The organism is Amycolatopsis sp. NBC_00345 (genome assembly GCF_036116635.1).
Taxonomy (GTDB): domain Bacteria; phylum Actinomycetota; class Actinomycetes; order Mycobacteriales; family Pseudonocardiaceae; genus Amycolatopsis.
Genome location: NZ_CP107995.1, coordinates 3,838,671 through 3,852,556, shown reverse-complemented (window position 1 = coordinate 3,852,556; position 13,886 = coordinate 3,838,671). Strand labels below are relative to the sequence as shown.

The window sequence follows — 13,886 nt, the reverse complement described above, 5'->3', positions numbered from 1 at the left end:
CGGTCAGCCTGCCACACCGGCGCTGGGAGGGGTCCCCGGCGAATCCGCCACGGCGGTGCTCCGCCGGGGCAGGATTCGTACCTCTTTTACCCTTTGTATCCCCGGTAGCGTCAAACCGCATTCGCAGGTATCGAGACCGCCTCGGATTCTTCGGTGTGATTCTTCAGCGTGACGGGAGAAATTCATGAGTACCAACCTGGTCGGCCGTCGAAGACTGTTCGCCCTGACGGCCGCGGTGTCGGCCGCGCTGTTCGGCACGGTGTTCGCCACCGGCGCCGCCTACGCCGACACACCGCCGCTGGCCGGCGGGGTCTCCATCGACGTGGGCGGCAACGGCGGCAGCGGGTTCGTCGCCGACTCCTACGGCACCGGCGGCATCCCCGACAGCAAACCGGCCGACCGGCCCAGCCTGCCGAACTTCAGCAGCACCGTGACCCACCCGATCCCGGCCGACATCTGGAACACCTCGCGCTTCACCGACTCGACCTACACCGTGCCCGGCCTGACCCCGGGCGCGGCCTACCAGGTCCGGCTGTACTTCCTCGACTGGCACTGGATCGGCGCCGGCAAGCGGGCCTTCAACGTCGACCTCGACGGCACCCGGGTGCTCACCGACTTCGACATCTCCGGCACCGCCATCCAGCACGGCGCGGACGGCCCGGCGGCGTTCGGCGTCGAACAGGACTTCCCGGTCACGGTCGGCGCGGACGGCACGGCGACCATCGCCTTCACCCGCGGTTCCGCGGACCAGCCCCAGATCAACGCGATCGTGATCACCCCGGCTTCGTAGTACGGCCCAGGCAGTTCGCGTGAATGGCGCCGGCCGGTTCCTCGGCCGGCGCCATTCGTCGTTCCGGCACCGGTTCCCGTGGACGGTCTACTTCGGACTCGGTCACCGTCCGCAGCGGAATCCGCCGTCCCGTCGGCCGCGGAAATCGGTTACCCGCCCTCGGCGGCGAACTGCCGGGCCATTCCGTTGTTCTCCGTCCGCAGTGGTCCGGTAACGTGTGATCGGACCGGACCGGTGGTCCGGCCGTGGACTTCTGGAGGGCACCGAACGATGGCACAAAAGATCCTGGTGGCGATGGTCGACGATCTCGATGGCGGCACCGCCACGCAGACTGTCCCTTTCGGTCTGGACGGCGTGTTGTACGAGATCGACCTGTCGGACGAGAACGCCGACGACCTGCGGGACGCGTTGGCCCGCTTCATCTCTTACGCCCGCCGGGTCGGCGGCCGTAAGGTCCGGCTCGCGGTCGGCGAGTCGGCGGTCGAGCGGAAGGCCCCGACCGGGGCGGAGCGGGAGCGCAATCGCGAGATCCGCCAGTGGGCCCAGGAGAACGGGTTCGCCGTCGCCGATCGCGGCCGGCTGCCGTCGGATGTGGAGACGGCCTACGAAGAGGCGCAGCGTGCGCCGGTGGTCACCGCCAAGACCACCGCGGCGGCCCGCAAGCGCGCGCCCCGGAAGAAGGCCGTCGCCAAGGTTTGATTCACCGAGTGAGGCCGGCGGGCTCTGCCGTATGGGCGGAGCCCACCAGCCTCACTCGGCGAGGTAATGGCGCGACGGGAACACCGAAGTCGCGCTTGAGTTCGTCACCGTGCGAATACCGCACGGATTGCGGTGGAGTCTTGATCACCGAGGCCGGCTTCGACGGCGCGGTCGTAGATTTCCTGGAGCGGCGCCAGGAGGATGTCCGACGCCCCCGCCGAGGCGGCCGCGGAACGGATGTGCCCGAGGTCCTTGATCGCCGCGCGGACCGGGCTGAGTACCTCGTCGGTCTTCCTGGTCAGGTGATCGGCACGGTAGTGCAGGTACTCGCTGTCGGCCTTCGACCCGCTGACCGCCCGCAGGAACAACTCGGGGTCCAGGCCGAAGGACTCGGCCAGGACGGCGGCCTGCACGGCCATCGCATTCGTCCCGAGGAGCCACGCATTGCACGTGAGCTTGAGCAGGCTCGCCGGGCCGGGCTGATCGGCGACGTCGACGATGTTCGACGCGAGCGCCTCGAGCACGGGAGTCACCGCCTTCTTGTGCTCAGGGGCGCCCGCGACCATGAGCGTGAGCTCGCCGCGCCGGGCGGGGCCGGGATTGCCGTAGAACGGCGCGTCGATGATCGTCACGCCGAGGCGCGTCGCGGTCTCGGCGATTTCGCCGATGACCGGGCCGACGGTCGCGCTCTGCAGCACGACCGCGCCCGGCTCGACGGCCCCGGCGATCTGGCCGAGAACGTCGAGCACCGCGTCCGCGTCGTACACCGTGACGATGACGACGCCGGCCGAGCGCACCGCTTCCGCCGCGGTCGGGAAGACCAGCGCGCCGTCGTCTTCGAGCGGCCGGGCCCGGGACTCGGTCCGGTTCCACGCGTGGACGCGGAACTTCAGCTCCAGCAGCCGCCGCGCCATGGCGGACCCCGCTCCGCCGGTCCCCAGTACTGCCACCGTCTGCATCGCGAACCTCCTGGACGTGTCAACTTGATGTATCAAGTCGTGGAGGCGATACTACCGTCACGACGTCAGATCAGCCAGGGAGAGTGATGGGACCCAATCCCCGCGAGGCCGCGCTGTCCGCCCGCGAGAAGGAGCTTTGGCGGGCCTTCGTGCGCTTCAGCGGAAGCGTGACCTCCGCCGTCGAGCGTGAGCTGTTCGCCGCGGCCGGGCTCTCCGGCGCCGATTTCCAGATCCTCGCCCGCCTGCACGAGTCCGAGGGGCAGCGGATGAGCCAGAAGCAGCTCGGCGAACTGGTCGGCTGGACCGCGACCCGGATGTCGCACCAGCTCGCGCGGATGCAGAAGCGGGGCTTCGTCGATCGGGCCGCGGCCGGGCGTGGCCGCCTCATGACGATTTCCCTCACCGACACAGGACAGCGAACGTACGAATCGGCTTTGCCCGCGCACGCTCAATCCGTTCGCGCGCACTTCCTCCGGCACCTCGACGCGAAATCCGGTGACAGCGCACTGCGCTTCATGCGCGAAGACGGCAGTTCTGTCATCACCGAGGCTGACGACAGCGTGCCATGATCGTCGGTGTTGACGGACACGCACAGGGGGAAGAGAAATGCGACGCGTTCTGGCACTGGCGCTGACCGGCGCGGTGATGGCGACCGCGGTCACCGGGGCGGCCCAAGCGGCGGGGAACCCGGATCCGGTGGCTTCGTTCCGGGTGACTCCGCCGGAATGGCGGCCCTGCGCCGGGAACGGGACCGAGTGCGGCTCGCTGCGGGTGCCGCTGGACTGGGCGAACCCGGGCGGCGCGCGGATCACGGTGGCGGTGAGCCGGCTCAAGGCGGCCGATCCCGCGCACCGGATCGGGTCGCTGCTGTTCAACCCGGGCGGGCCGGGGGACCCCGCGGCGCCGTACCTGAAGGAGTCCGCGGACCTGATGTTCCCGAAGGACCTGCGGGACCGGTTCGACATCGTCGGTGTGGACGCGCGCGGCGTGGGCGACAGCGTGCCGGTGATCGCCTGCGAGAAGCCGACCATGGACCCGAAGGTCACCCAGTTCCCGCGGACCCGCGCGGAGTACGACCGGCTCGTCGCGTACAACCGCGACGTCGGCGAAGGCTGCCGCCGGGCCACCGGCCCGCTGATCGACCACGTGGACACGGTCAGCGTGGCCAGGGACCTCGAAGCGGTGCGGATCGCGCTGGGCACCGAAAAGGTCAGCTGGCTGGGCCTGTCCTACGGCTCGCTGCTCGGCGCCACGTACGCCCAGCTGTACCCGGACCGGGTCCGGGCCGCGGTGCTGGACGGCGCCGTCGACCACACCACCCGGTCCCGCCGGATGGCCCTCGACGAGGCTCGCGTCGAGGAAACCGTGTTCGGCAAGTTCGCCGCGTGGTGCCAGTCCACTGAGGACTGTGCCTTGCGGGGCAAGGACATCGCCGCCGAGTACCGGGCGCTGCTCGACCGCGCGAGCCGGGCGCCCATCCCGGCCGCGGGTTCCCCGGATGGCGCGACCGTCCCGCAGATCGCCTACGCCGGCTATTCCCTGCTGGCCCTGCCCCGGAACTGGAGCACGCTGGCGACGGGCCTGGCCAAGGCCATCGCCCCCAGCCCCGACGCCGGGCTGTTCGCGCACCCGGCGGCCAGCGACCCGTCGTACCGGGCCATCACCTGTCACGACTTCCCCTCGGACGTCCGCGGCTACCGGGACCTGTTGTCCCGGCAGGAGGAAATCCGCCGGGCCGCGCCGATCACCCGCGGTTTCGTCGAGGCCTGGGACGTCCAGTCCGGGTGCCTCGGCTGGCCGATCCGCGCCGCCAACCCGTGGGGCCCCACCCCGGTGCGCGGCGCCCCGCCGCTGCTGGTCGTCAGCGGCAAGAACGACCCGGCCACCCCGTACCCGTGGGGCGTTGGGCTCGCTGCGCAGATCCAGGGTTCGAAGCTGCTCACCTGGGACGGCGTCGGCCACACCGCGTGGTTCAACGACCCGGGCACCCAGGCCCGGGAGGTCGCGTACCTGCTCGACCCGGCGCGGTGACCCCGGCGGCTCCTACACATCCAGGACGACGTCCGACATCGGCATCGCCTGGCAGGTCAGGCATCGGTCGTCGGGGAGGTCGTCGGCCGGCGTGACGAGGTGGGCGACCTGTCCCTCCAGGACGGTGACCGCGCAGCTTTCGCACTGGCCGAGGCGGCATCCGCTGGGCATGGTGAGGCCGGCTTTCTCCCCGAGCTCGAGCAGGGTGCCGTCGCCCTTGGTCCAGGTCAGCTCACGGGCCGAGCGGGCGAAACGGACGGTGGCGGTGGTCCCGTCCGGGACTTCGACCACCCGGGCCTCGGCGTGGAACTTCTCCGCGAAGATGTCGAAGCGGGGCACCCCGCGCGCGGTCAGCCCGGTGATCACCGCGTCCAGCATCGCTTCGGGCCCGCACAGGTAGAACCGGGCGCGCCGGCGGATCAGGCTTTCGTCGATGTGCTGGGCGGTGAGCCGGCCGTAGGTCGTGTAGTGCACGCCGATCTCCTCGTCGGCGTCCGGCCGGCTGTGGTAATCGATCACGCGTAGCTGGGGGATCGACGCTCGCAGCTCGCGGAGCCGGGCCTCGAAGGCGTGGCTGCGGCGGTGGCGATTTCCGTAGTGCAGAACGACTTCGGGCACCGAGCCGCCGCTGGCGGCGAGGGTTTCCAGATAGCTGAGGAACGGCGTGATGCCGACGCCCGAGGCCAGCAGCACCACCGGCTGGGTGTGGTCGACCGGGATGGCGAACAGGCCGGCCGGCGCGGTCACCAGCACCCGGGCCCCGGGCACGAGCCGAGTGTGGACGATCGGGGAGAAGGTCCCGCCGTCGATGTGGCGCACCGCGAGGCGGTAGGTTCCCGGGCCGTCGCCGTGCGCGGCGCCGGTGAGGGAGTACGCGCGGCTGGTGCCCGGGTCGCCGGCCTCGGCGATGGTGATGTGCTGGCCGGGCCGGAAGTCCGGCAGCGCCCCGCCGTCGGCCGGACGCAGCAGCAGCTCGCGGACGTCCGCCGTCACCGCGTCGGCTGCTTCGACGACGAACTCGCGCTGGCCGGCCCACGTGTCGTCCGGCGCCCGGCGGATTTCGCAGGCGGCCGCGCGCAGCGCCATGGAACCGCTGACCGGGTCGTGCACGGTGTCGTCGACGAGCAGGTTGTAGTTCTGCCCGCCGTCGGCCAGCGGGTCGGAACCGGGCAGGGCCAGGTCGGGCGCGCTCTGCCACCAGCCGTACTCGGCGACGATCACGTCCGGGTGCAGGCCCGGGTCGATCCGGGCGCGCATCCGCACGACGGCGCGGCGGGTGAGGATCTCCGCGAGGTCACCGTCGCTGATGCCGCGGGCCGCCGCGATCTGCTCGCTGATCTCGACGACGGGCTCGGGGGAGCGTTTGCGCAGCGAGGTGAGGCCGCGTTGCTGGCTGTGGCAGTAGTACCCGTTTTTGGCGCAGGTGAGGGTCCACGGGAAGCGGGGGTCGGCCGACGGGTCCTGGTGGGCGGGCACGGGGGCGTAGCCGTGTTCGAGCAGCCGCTCGGAGTAGAACTCCGCTCGCCGGGTGGGGGTGGCGAAGCCGGTCACCCGCCCGTCGGAGGCGGTCTCGGCGTAGTGGCGGTGCTGGAGCGGAAGCGGCACGTCGATCCCGCCCGGCCGGTCGCGCAGGTCCGCGACGGTCAGCCCGAGCGGCTCGAGCTGGTGGTTCCAGCCCGCTTCGATGTGGCCGTCGAAGAACTCGCGGCCGAGCCCGAGCCTGGTCGCCAGGTCGAAGACGATGTCGAGGTCGGACCGGGACTCACCGATCGGCTCGAGCATCCGCGGTCGCAGCTGGAGTCGTTGTTGCGCGGCATGGGAGATCTCGAAGCCGGCGCGCAGCCCTTCCCGTTCCCAGGGCGTGTTCGCGGGCAGCACGATGTCGGCGAAGCGGGCCGTCGGGTTCATGAACAGGTCGATGTGGACGCCGAACTCCAGCTGCCGCAGGGCTTCGGCGGTGCGGACGGGATCGGGCTGGGACAGCAGCAGGTTCCCGCCGAAGGAGATGAGGGCGCGGACCCGGTACGGGTCGCCGTCGATGATCGCGGAGCACAGCGAGCGCGCGGTGACCCAGCCGGACGCCGGTGGGCCGAGCGGGAATTCCTTGAGGCCGAGCGCTTTCGCGGCCTGAGCGGGAACGAGCGGCGCCGCGACCGAGGTCAACGGCAGCTTCGGCAGGACGGTGTTCCCGCCGGGGGAGTCGTAACAACCGGTGAGCGCGTAGAGCGTGGCGATGGCGCGCTCGGTCTGGGTCGCGTTGGTGTGCTGGCCGACGCCGGTCCAGGTGGCGTAGCTGACCGACGTCGCGGTGGCCAGGTCGTCGGCGAACGCGGTCAAGACGGCCGGCTCGACCCCGGTGATGGCCGCCGTGCGGTCCACCGGCCATTCCGCGGCTGCCGCGGCGTAGCGGTCGAAGGCCGGGCGGCAGGTCACCGGGCCGGACCGGGTCGGCACGCGGTAGGTCCCGCGCAAGGCGAAGCGTTCCGGGGCAACGGCTTGGCGAGCTGTGTCGTAACGGGCGGGGCCTTGATCCTGCTCCCAGACCACGAATCCGTCACCGTTGTCCTCGGCGAGGTCGGCGGCGCGCAGGAAACGGCCGTTGTCCTCGCGCACCAGCAGCGGGCCGTTGGTCCACGAGCGCAGGAACGCGTCGTCGCCGCCGTGGCGTTCCAGCACCAGGTCGGCCAGGCCGAGGGCGAGCGCGCAGTCGGTGCCCGGCCGGACCCGCAGCCAGTGGTCGGCCTGCATGGCACTGGCCGAACGGCGCGGGTCGATCACGGCGAGGCGCGCGCCCTTGGCCCGCGCCTCGGCCAGCGCGGCCGACTGGGCCAGCCAGGTCTTGGCCGGGTTGTGCCCCCACAGCACCGCCAGCTCGGTGCCCCGGTAGTCCGGCGCGGGCAGCGCGGTCCCGAAGGTGAACGCGTGCGCGTAGTCCTTGTGCCAGTTGCAGATTTCGGTGGAGTAGCTGGTGTTCGGGCTGCCGTAGAGGTGGATGAACCGCTCGACCCAGTCGATCGCGTCGCTCATCGGCGTGCCGCTCGGGGAGGTGACCGAGAACGCCACCGACTCCGGCCCGGTCGTGTCCCGGTACTCGGCGAGCCGCCCGGCGATCTCCGTCATCGCCTCGTCCCAGCCGATCTCGCGCCACCGCGGGTCGGGGTCCGAGCGGGGAGTGGTGCGGCGCAACGGCCGGGTCAGCCGGGCGGGGTTGTGCACCAGCTCCGGCGCCGCCCGGCCCTTGGGGCACAGTGCCGCGCCGGTGGGGTGGTCGGGGTCCGGCCGCACCCCGACCAGCGCGCCCGGCTCGACGGTGTAAATGGCGCCGCACCGGGATTTGCAGAGCGTGCAGTAGCCGCGGATTTCGGTCACTTCAGCCTCGCTTTCCTCCCGTAGGCTAACCGCACCGGCCGGGGAGGCCGCGGTGCAGGGTGATCGGGCCGGGGTTCTGGTCGTGAGGCTTGGTCCCCGGGGGAGTCAGCGAACCGGCGGCGTCCACGATCCGTCGATCGCGACGCCGGCGGCCGCGGCGATCCGGTCGCGGGATTCCAGCACCCGCGCGCGCAACGCCGGCAGGTCGACGCCGAGCAGCCGGCCGTTCCGCTTGACCGCCTGGCCGGCGACGAAAACGCTGTCCACGATGCCGGGATGGCCGGCGGCGACGATCGTGCCGGCGGGGTTACCGACCGGGAAGACCGAGGGGTCCTCGGCGTCGAGCAGGATCAGGTCGGCGTCCTTGCCGACGGTGATGCTGCCGATCCGGGCGTCGAGCCCGCAGGCACGGGCGCCGTCCACCGTGGCGAACCCGACGAAGTCCCGCGCGGTGAGGCCGCCGTCCAGGCCGCGCTGCACCGCGAACGCCGTGCGCATGGTGGAGAACATGTCGCCGCCGGCCGACGGGCAGTCGTCGATCGACAGCGACGGGCGGATCCCGGCGGCCACCAGCCGGCCGGTTTCGGGCCAGCCGAAGCCCATCTTCAGCTCGACGTCCGGGCTGACCGACACCGAGCAGCCCGCGTCGGCCATCATCGCGAGCTGGTCGTCGGAGATGCCGTTGCCGTGCACGAAGGTCGTGCGGTCGTCGAGCAGCCCGCGGTCCCGCATCCCGGCGACCAGCCGGTCGCCGTCGGGCCAGCCGGTGGTGCCGTGGAGGTGCACGCTCACCCGGAGCCCGAGTTCCCGCGCCAGCGCGACATCGTCGGCGGTGGTGTCCATTGTGGTCAGTAGCGGGCCGCGCAGGCCCAGCACCAGACCGTCGCCGGGCAGCTGCGACCGCACGCGCGTGATCTCGGGGCTGATGTCCGGACCGGCGGCGCAGTAGCAGAACAGGGAGCGGCCGGGTGCCTCGCGCAAGGCCTGGATCGCGGCGTCGGCGTTCTCCGGGCGGTCGGCGCAGTGGAACCAGTCGAGCATGGTCGTGATGCCCGAGCCGAGCGCCTCGATCCGGCCGAGCAGATTGCCCAGGTACACGTCTTCCGGCCGGTAGTGCGGCCGGAACGTGCCGTGCATGGCGGCGCGGTACTGGTCGAACGTCCAGTCCGCGCCGACGCCGCGGAACGCCGTCTGCCAGGTGTGCCGGTGGGTGTCCACGAACCCGGGCATGACGATCTTGCCCGTCGCGTCCACGACCTCGGCGTCGTCCGCGGTGACGGTGGGGGCGACCGCGGCGATCCGGCCGTCCTCGATCAGCACGTCGCCCTGCGGGAGATCACCGACGGCCGGGTCCGAGCTGACCACCATGCCGCCGCGTAGCAGCGTCCTGGTCGGGCGCCGGTCTGCTGGGCCGGGTCGTGCGCTGCCGAAGATCATGGTGTCCCTCCCGAAACAGTTGATGCGTCAACTCTAGGCGCGGTGGAGTTGATGCGTCAACTACAGGTCTGCCCGGGTACGCTCCCGCCATGGCGGAGACCACGGCGCTGGACCCCGAGGAGTGGGCACTCTGGGACGGCTGGATGCGCGCGCAGCGCTTGCTCGCCCGGGAGCTCGAGCGCGGTCTGCAGCGTGACTCCGGCATCTCGAAGGCCGAGTTCAGCGTGCTCGTGACGCTGCAGCGGGCGCCCGGCCGCGACCTGGGCGTCGGTGAGCTGGCCGAGTCGCTCGCGTGGGAGAAGAGCCGCGTCTCGCACCAGCTGACGCGCATGGAGAACCGCGGTTTCGTGGAGCGCACCGAGTCCGGGGCCGGCGGCCGCCGCACCCGGATCGGCCTGACCGCCGAGGGCCGCCGCGTCGCGCAGGGCGCCGTGCGCGGACATGCCGGCAACATCCGGCGTTACTTCTTCGACTCGGTCACGCCTGAGCAGGCCGCGGTGATCCGGGCGTGGAGTGAGCAGGTGGTCGAGCTTATTGAGCCGCGTGCCTGACGGGGGGTGCCGGTGGGGTTCAGGTCGAGGCCCGGAACCGGGCGATGGTCCCGCCCGGGTTCGGCACGTCGGCGGCTTATCGGCTCTCGATGGATGGGTCGCTGCTTACCTTGGCGAACTACGGGAGCCGAGCACGCCTCGCAGGCGGGCCTCGCTCTCCCGGCACTGCCGAGAGGTGATAGCGGATTGTCTGCCGTTTGACACCAGTCGCCTGGTGGCTCGTCTCGACAGTATGTCGCGTTGCCGAAACAGGAACCGACGACGCCACGCGCACGAAACGGGCAGCTACCGCCGCCAAACTGGGCCCACCAAATAAACGGTGGGTAAAGCAAGCAGGCGACTCGGCGATGCGCCGAATTCCAGCGAACGCTCCGGCTCTTGTAAGCCTCGTTGTCAACCGGTGGAGGGTGAGTGCTGCTTTCAGTCGAATTCTGGTGGACCTGATGTTCACTCGATTCGGTGACGTTTTTGATGGGTGGCGTCGGTAAAATTGAAGAGTGAGCAATTATGAGGATGCTGCTTTAAATGGACTAGCTGATGTTTTGTCTCGGATTCATGAACGGGCCGTCCGGGTAGCACAGCTGGAGGCCGAGCAGGCAGCCGATGTCGCATTGTTCGCGGCGACAGGTGGTTCTGCCCGGTCGGTGGCGGCGGAGCTGGCGTTGGAGCTGTCGATGACAGAACGCCGCGCCGGGGCTGATATTGCGTTGGCGCAAGCACTGACCGCCCGGTTACCGGCGACGTTCGCAGCATTCCGCCGTGGGGAGATCGATGGTTTCAAGGCGCGGATGGTATTCGAGCCGACCATTGCCCTGTCCGATGAGATGGCCGGTCAGGTTGATGCGATTGTCGCGACCCGGCTGGCGGGGAAGAATCCGTCGTCGTTACGGGCGGCGGTGAATCGGGTGGTGCAAAAGGTGGATGCCGAAGGATATGAGCGAAGATCCCGCGCGCGGCGGCGTGACCGTAACGTGTGCCTGATTCATCAGGACGAGACGATGTCCACCCTGCTGTGTGATCTGCCCGTGGAACAAGCGTCGGCGATCTACACCTCCCTCGACCACCAAGCGCGGAAGCTCCGTCGCGGAGGCGAGGCCAGGACGTTGGAGCAGTTGCGTGCGGATGTTCTGGTTGATCGGCTGCTGAACCGGTCACCGGGTGACAGTGGCGTGAAGCCTGTTGTCTACCTGTATGTGGACCTTTTGACGCTGGCCGGGTTGAACGAGGACCCCGCCGAACTATCGGGCTGCGGCACGGTCCCGGCGTGGCTGGCGCGGGAGCTTGCGGCGGACTCGAATGCGGTGTGGCGGCGGATCATCACCGAACCCGACACCGGGCAAGTCCTCAGCGTCGGCCGCACCCGCTACCGGCCACCAGCCGCCCTCGCCGACCTCGTGCAAGCACGGGACCGGGTATGCCAGCACCCCGGCTGCCACCGCCCGTCCCAGTACAGCGACATCGACCACACCCGCGACTTCGCGCAAGGCGGCCACACCGCCGAAGACAACCTCGGCCCGCGCTGCCGACGACACCACCGCCTCAAAGACGAACCAGGCTGGTTCATCACCTCAACGCCCGGTGGTGAAGGCACGATCACCACCCCGACGGGGCAGGTGTATGCGACAACACCACCGCCACTGCACGAAAGCCGGGCGAGCGACGTCGCAGGCGGGGACGGACGCGAGGAAGCCGCCTGACCCCGGCGCATAGCGAGCAACCCCTGGGACCGGGGCCAGCGTCGCGTGATTCCACCTTCAGTCGGGACCACCGGTGCACGATGACCTGGTCCGCTGTGACTTCACCTCATGGGGGCGCGTTCCCCGCTGCTGCCCGGAGGCAGTGGCGGGCGGCGGAGCGGGCCAGCGCCGTCCGTTTCATCCTGAATTCATCGCCTCTGGCTAACCTCGCGCGAAGCCAAAAGCCGATGATCGAAGGGGAGACATGTTGCTTACCAGGTCCAGACCGTCCAGGTGGTCACTGACAGCGGCGGGCGCCGTGGTCGTCGTGACGGCGGTGGCGCTGGCGCCCTCGGCGGCCGCGGACCCCGCGCCGCACGCCGCGACCCAGGACGCGGTGACCCAGTACCAGATCACGAACGAGGCTCCCGGCGCCGGCATCACCGTCCGCGACAACGCCGCGCTCTGGAGCGTGACCAGCGGCACCGGCGTGATCGGCAAGGCCCAGCCGATCGGCCCGGACACCCGCGCGCACATCGGCAGCCTGACCAAGACCTACACCGCCGCGATGGTGCTGCAGCTGGTCGCGGAGGGGCGGGTCAGCCTGGACACCCCGGTCGAGACCTATCTGCCGGGCGTGGTCGACGGCAACGGCTACGACGGCAGCAAGATCTCCGTCCGCCAGCTGCTGAACCACACCAGCGGGATCGCCGACTACATGACCCTCGGCGGCGGGTTCAACCCGGCCAACCAGCTCCACCCGCACACCCTGGCCGAGGTGGCCTCCTGGGGCCTGGCCGAGAAGCCGCTGTTCGCGCCCGGCACGAGCACCCAGTACTCGGACACCAACGCCATCCTCGCCGGCATGATCATCGAGAAGGTCACCGGCCACTCCTACGCGCAGGAACTGGCCGCCCGGATCACCACCCCGCTGGGCCTGGCCAACACCTACCTGCCCACGCCCGGCGACAAGACCATGCCGGCCGGCAGTGAACGCGGGTACCTGACCAAGAAGATCCTGGGGTCGCTGTTCTTCGTCGACGTCACCGAGGTGGCCGAGCCGAGCGTCGGCGGGTCCGGCGGCGGCCTGGTCTCCAGCGGGGCCGACCAGACCCGCTTCCTGCAGGCGCTGCTGGCCGGCCAGGTCGTGCCGCCGGCCCAGCTGGCCGAGATGCTCACGGTCGCCCCGGTCCCGGACAAGCTGTCCGGGGACTACTTCGGCCTCGGCCTGGTCCGGTTCACGCTGCCCTGCGGCGGGCAGGCCTGGGGCCACTACGGCCAATGGCCCGGCTACACCTCCATCGCCGCGGCCACCACCGGCGGCCGGTCCGCCTTCGCCACCCTCAACGTGACGCCGACGGCCGGCTCGAGCTCGGGCAGCGGCAGTGGCGGGCCCGGCATGAACGAACGGGTTCCGATGAACACCGCGCTGTGTGACCAGGGATGACGCGACCGAAGCAAGGAGCGCGCGTGCGTAAGCGGCTCATCATCTCCGTGCTGGGCGTCCTCCTGGCGGCCACCGGCTCCCTCGGCGCGGGCAGTGCCCAGGCCGAGCCGGGGAAACGCGTGTTCAACGCCATGCAGATCATCTTCAGCCCGGCCAACCCCAACGCCTTCTGCACGATCGGGGCGGTCGGCACCGACAAGTACGCGCGGAAGATCGCCGTCTCCGCGGGGCACTGCCTGTCCGATCCGAGCAAGAAGTACGCCGACCGCGACCTGCCGGAGAACATCCAGCCGGTCTACGACCGCGGCGACACCGGGTTCGGGCCCATCGGATACGTGCGCTATTTCAAGGACCCCGAAGGCTCGATGACCGGTCACCTGACCAAGGACTACATGATCATCGAGCTGGTGCCGGCGGTGACGCTGTCCTCGCAGGGGCCGCACCTGAAGGAGACCGGGGTGATGGAGGTCCCCGACGGGCAGCCCAGCCCCAACGCGCCGAATCCGCCGCTGGACAGCGAACGCCTGATCGGCGCCGCGCTGAACAACACCAACGAGCTGGTCGTGTCGGGCCAGCTCGGCGTCTGGTACGGGCGCATCACCAGCAACTCCGACGGCGTCTACCAGTCCTGGGCCAAGAACAAGGCCGGCGACTCCGGCGGCCCGGCGGTCTGGCACGTGCCGGGCGGCGCGTATCCCTCGCAGGACAACAACTTCCAGGCCGCCGGTCCCTGGGCCGGCATCACCAAGGCGATCATCCTGGGGGTCCCGCAGTACGTCTACACCAGCTCGGCGAACATCCTGGCCGACCTGCGGGCCCGCGACGCCGTGCACCCCGGCGTCTACGGCGCCGGTTTCCAGGTGACCGGCAACCCGTGACCGAAGGCTCGCGGTCCGGGCTGTCCGGACCGCGAGCCCTCCGGCCGGG

11 protein-coding genes are annotated in these 13,886 nt (G+C 70.5%); 8 read left to right on the top strand and 3 right to left on the bottom strand.

Annotated elements, in window-relative coordinates; translation table 11 throughout:
* The first annotated feature begins 184 nt into the window (after positions 1 to 184).
* Together OG943_RS16980 and OG943_RS16975 are read left to right on the top strand one after the other, a co-directional pair.
* Positions 185 to 790 carry a malectin domain-containing carbohydrate-binding protein gene (locus tag OG943_RS16980; RefSeq protein ID WP_328610742.1) on the top strand — a complete coding sequence of 202 codons (606 nt, stop codon included), beginning with the start codon at positions 185 to 187 and terminating at the stop codon, positions 788 to 790.
* A gap of 270 nt (positions 791 to 1,060) precedes the next feature.
* Complete coding sequence (locus tag OG943_RS16975) at positions 1,061 to 1,489, top strand: histone-like nucleoid-structuring protein Lsr2 (RefSeq protein WP_328610741.1); 429 nt, start codon at positions 1,061 to 1,063, stop codon at positions 1,487 to 1,489.
* Between the two features lie 104 nt (positions 1,490 to 1,593).
* Here OG943_RS16975 and OG943_RS16970 read toward each other — a convergent pair whose 3' ends face one another.
* Positions 1,594 to 2,484: an NAD(P)-dependent oxidoreductase gene (locus tag OG943_RS16970; RefSeq protein WP_328610740.1), complete on the bottom strand. Its 891-nt coding sequence runs from the start codon at positions 2,482 to 2,484 to the stop codon at positions 1,594 to 1,596.
* Between the two features lie 50 nt (positions 2,485 to 2,534).
* Here OG943_RS16970 and OG943_RS16965 point away from each other — a divergent pair, with 50 nt between their 5' ends.
* Both OG943_RS16965 and OG943_RS16960 read left to right on the top strand, forming a co-directional pair.
* Complete coding sequence (locus tag OG943_RS16965) at positions 2,535 to 3,017, top strand: MarR family winged helix-turn-helix transcriptional regulator (protein ID WP_328610739.1); 483 nt, start codon at positions 2,535 to 2,537, stop codon at positions 3,015 to 3,017.
* A gap of 37 nt (positions 3,018 to 3,054) precedes the next feature.
* Complete coding sequence (locus tag OG943_RS16960; RefSeq protein WP_328610738.1) at positions 3,055 to 4,479, top strand: alpha/beta fold hydrolase; 1,425 nt, start codon at positions 3,055 to 3,057, stop codon at positions 4,477 to 4,479.
* Positions 4,480 to 4,491: 12 nt separating this feature from the next.
* On the opposite strand, the gene OG943_RS16955 is transcribed toward OG943_RS16960, so the two are convergent.
* Entirely contained in the window at positions 4,492 to 7,848 is a 3,357-nt protein-coding gene (locus tag OG943_RS16955) for a molybdopterin-dependent oxidoreductase (RefSeq protein WP_328610737.1), read from the bottom strand.
* A 105-nt stretch (positions 7,849 to 7,953) separates the two neighbouring features.
* A complete protein-coding gene (locus OG943_RS16950) occupies positions 7,954 to 9,285 on the bottom strand; it encodes an amidohydrolase family protein (protein WP_328610736.1) in 1,332 nt (443 codons plus the stop codon).
* 89 nt (positions 9,286 to 9,374) lie between these two features.
* Between OG943_RS16950 and OG943_RS16945 the strand changes: the two genes are divergently transcribed.
* The 4 genes from OG943_RS16945 to OG943_RS16930 all read left to right on the top strand — a co-directional run bounded on the left by OG943_RS16945 (position 9,375) and on the right by OG943_RS16930 (position 13,837).
* On the top strand, positions 9,375 to 9,836 hold the full coding sequence (locus OG943_RS16945) for a MarR family winged helix-turn-helix transcriptional regulator (protein WP_328610735.1): 462 nt from the start codon (positions 9,375 to 9,377) through the stop codon (positions 9,834 to 9,836).
* A 497-nt stretch (positions 9,837 to 10,333) separates the two neighbouring features.
* On the top strand, positions 10,334 to 11,533 hold the full coding sequence (locus OG943_RS16940) for an HNH endonuclease signature motif containing protein (RefSeq protein ID WP_328610734.1): 1,200 nt from the start codon (positions 10,334 to 10,336) through the stop codon (positions 11,531 to 11,533).
* 298 nt (positions 11,534 to 11,831) lie between these two features.
* Positions 11,832 to 12,959: a serine hydrolase domain-containing protein gene (locus OG943_RS16935; protein ID WP_328610733.1), complete on the top strand. Its 1,128-nt coding sequence runs from the start codon at positions 11,832 to 11,834 to the stop codon at positions 12,957 to 12,959.
* Positions 12,960 to 12,982: 23 nt separating this feature from the next.
* Positions 12,983 to 13,837: a hypothetical protein gene (locus OG943_RS16930; protein WP_328610732.1), complete on the top strand. Its 855-nt coding sequence runs from the start codon at positions 12,983 to 12,985 to the stop codon at positions 13,835 to 13,837.
* The last annotated feature ends 49 nt before the right edge of the window (positions 13,838 to 13,886 follow it).

Coding starts and splice junctions, on each gene's coding strand:
- OG943_RS16965 (WP_328610739.1), top strand. CDS start 2,535: ATGGGACCCAATCCCCGCGAGGCCGCGCTGTCCGCCCGCGAGAAGGAG.
- OG943_RS16975 (WP_328610741.1), top strand. CDS start 1,061: ATGGCACAAAAGATCCTGGTGGCGATGGTCGACGATCTCGATGGCGGC.
- OG943_RS16960 (WP_328610738.1), top strand. CDS start 3,055: ATGCGACGCGTTCTGGCACTGGCGCTGACCGGCGCGGTGATGGCGACC.
- OG943_RS16950 (WP_328610736.1), bottom strand. CDS start 9,285: ATGATCTTCGGCAGCGCACGACCCGGCCCAGCAGACCGGCGCCCGACC.
- OG943_RS16945 (WP_328610735.1), top strand. CDS start 9,375: ATGGCGGAGACCACGGCGCTGGACCCCGAGGAGTGGGCACTCTGGGAC.
- OG943_RS16980 (WP_328610742.1), top strand. CDS start 185: ATGAGTACCAACCTGGTCGGCCGTCGAAGACTGTTCGCCCTGACGGCC.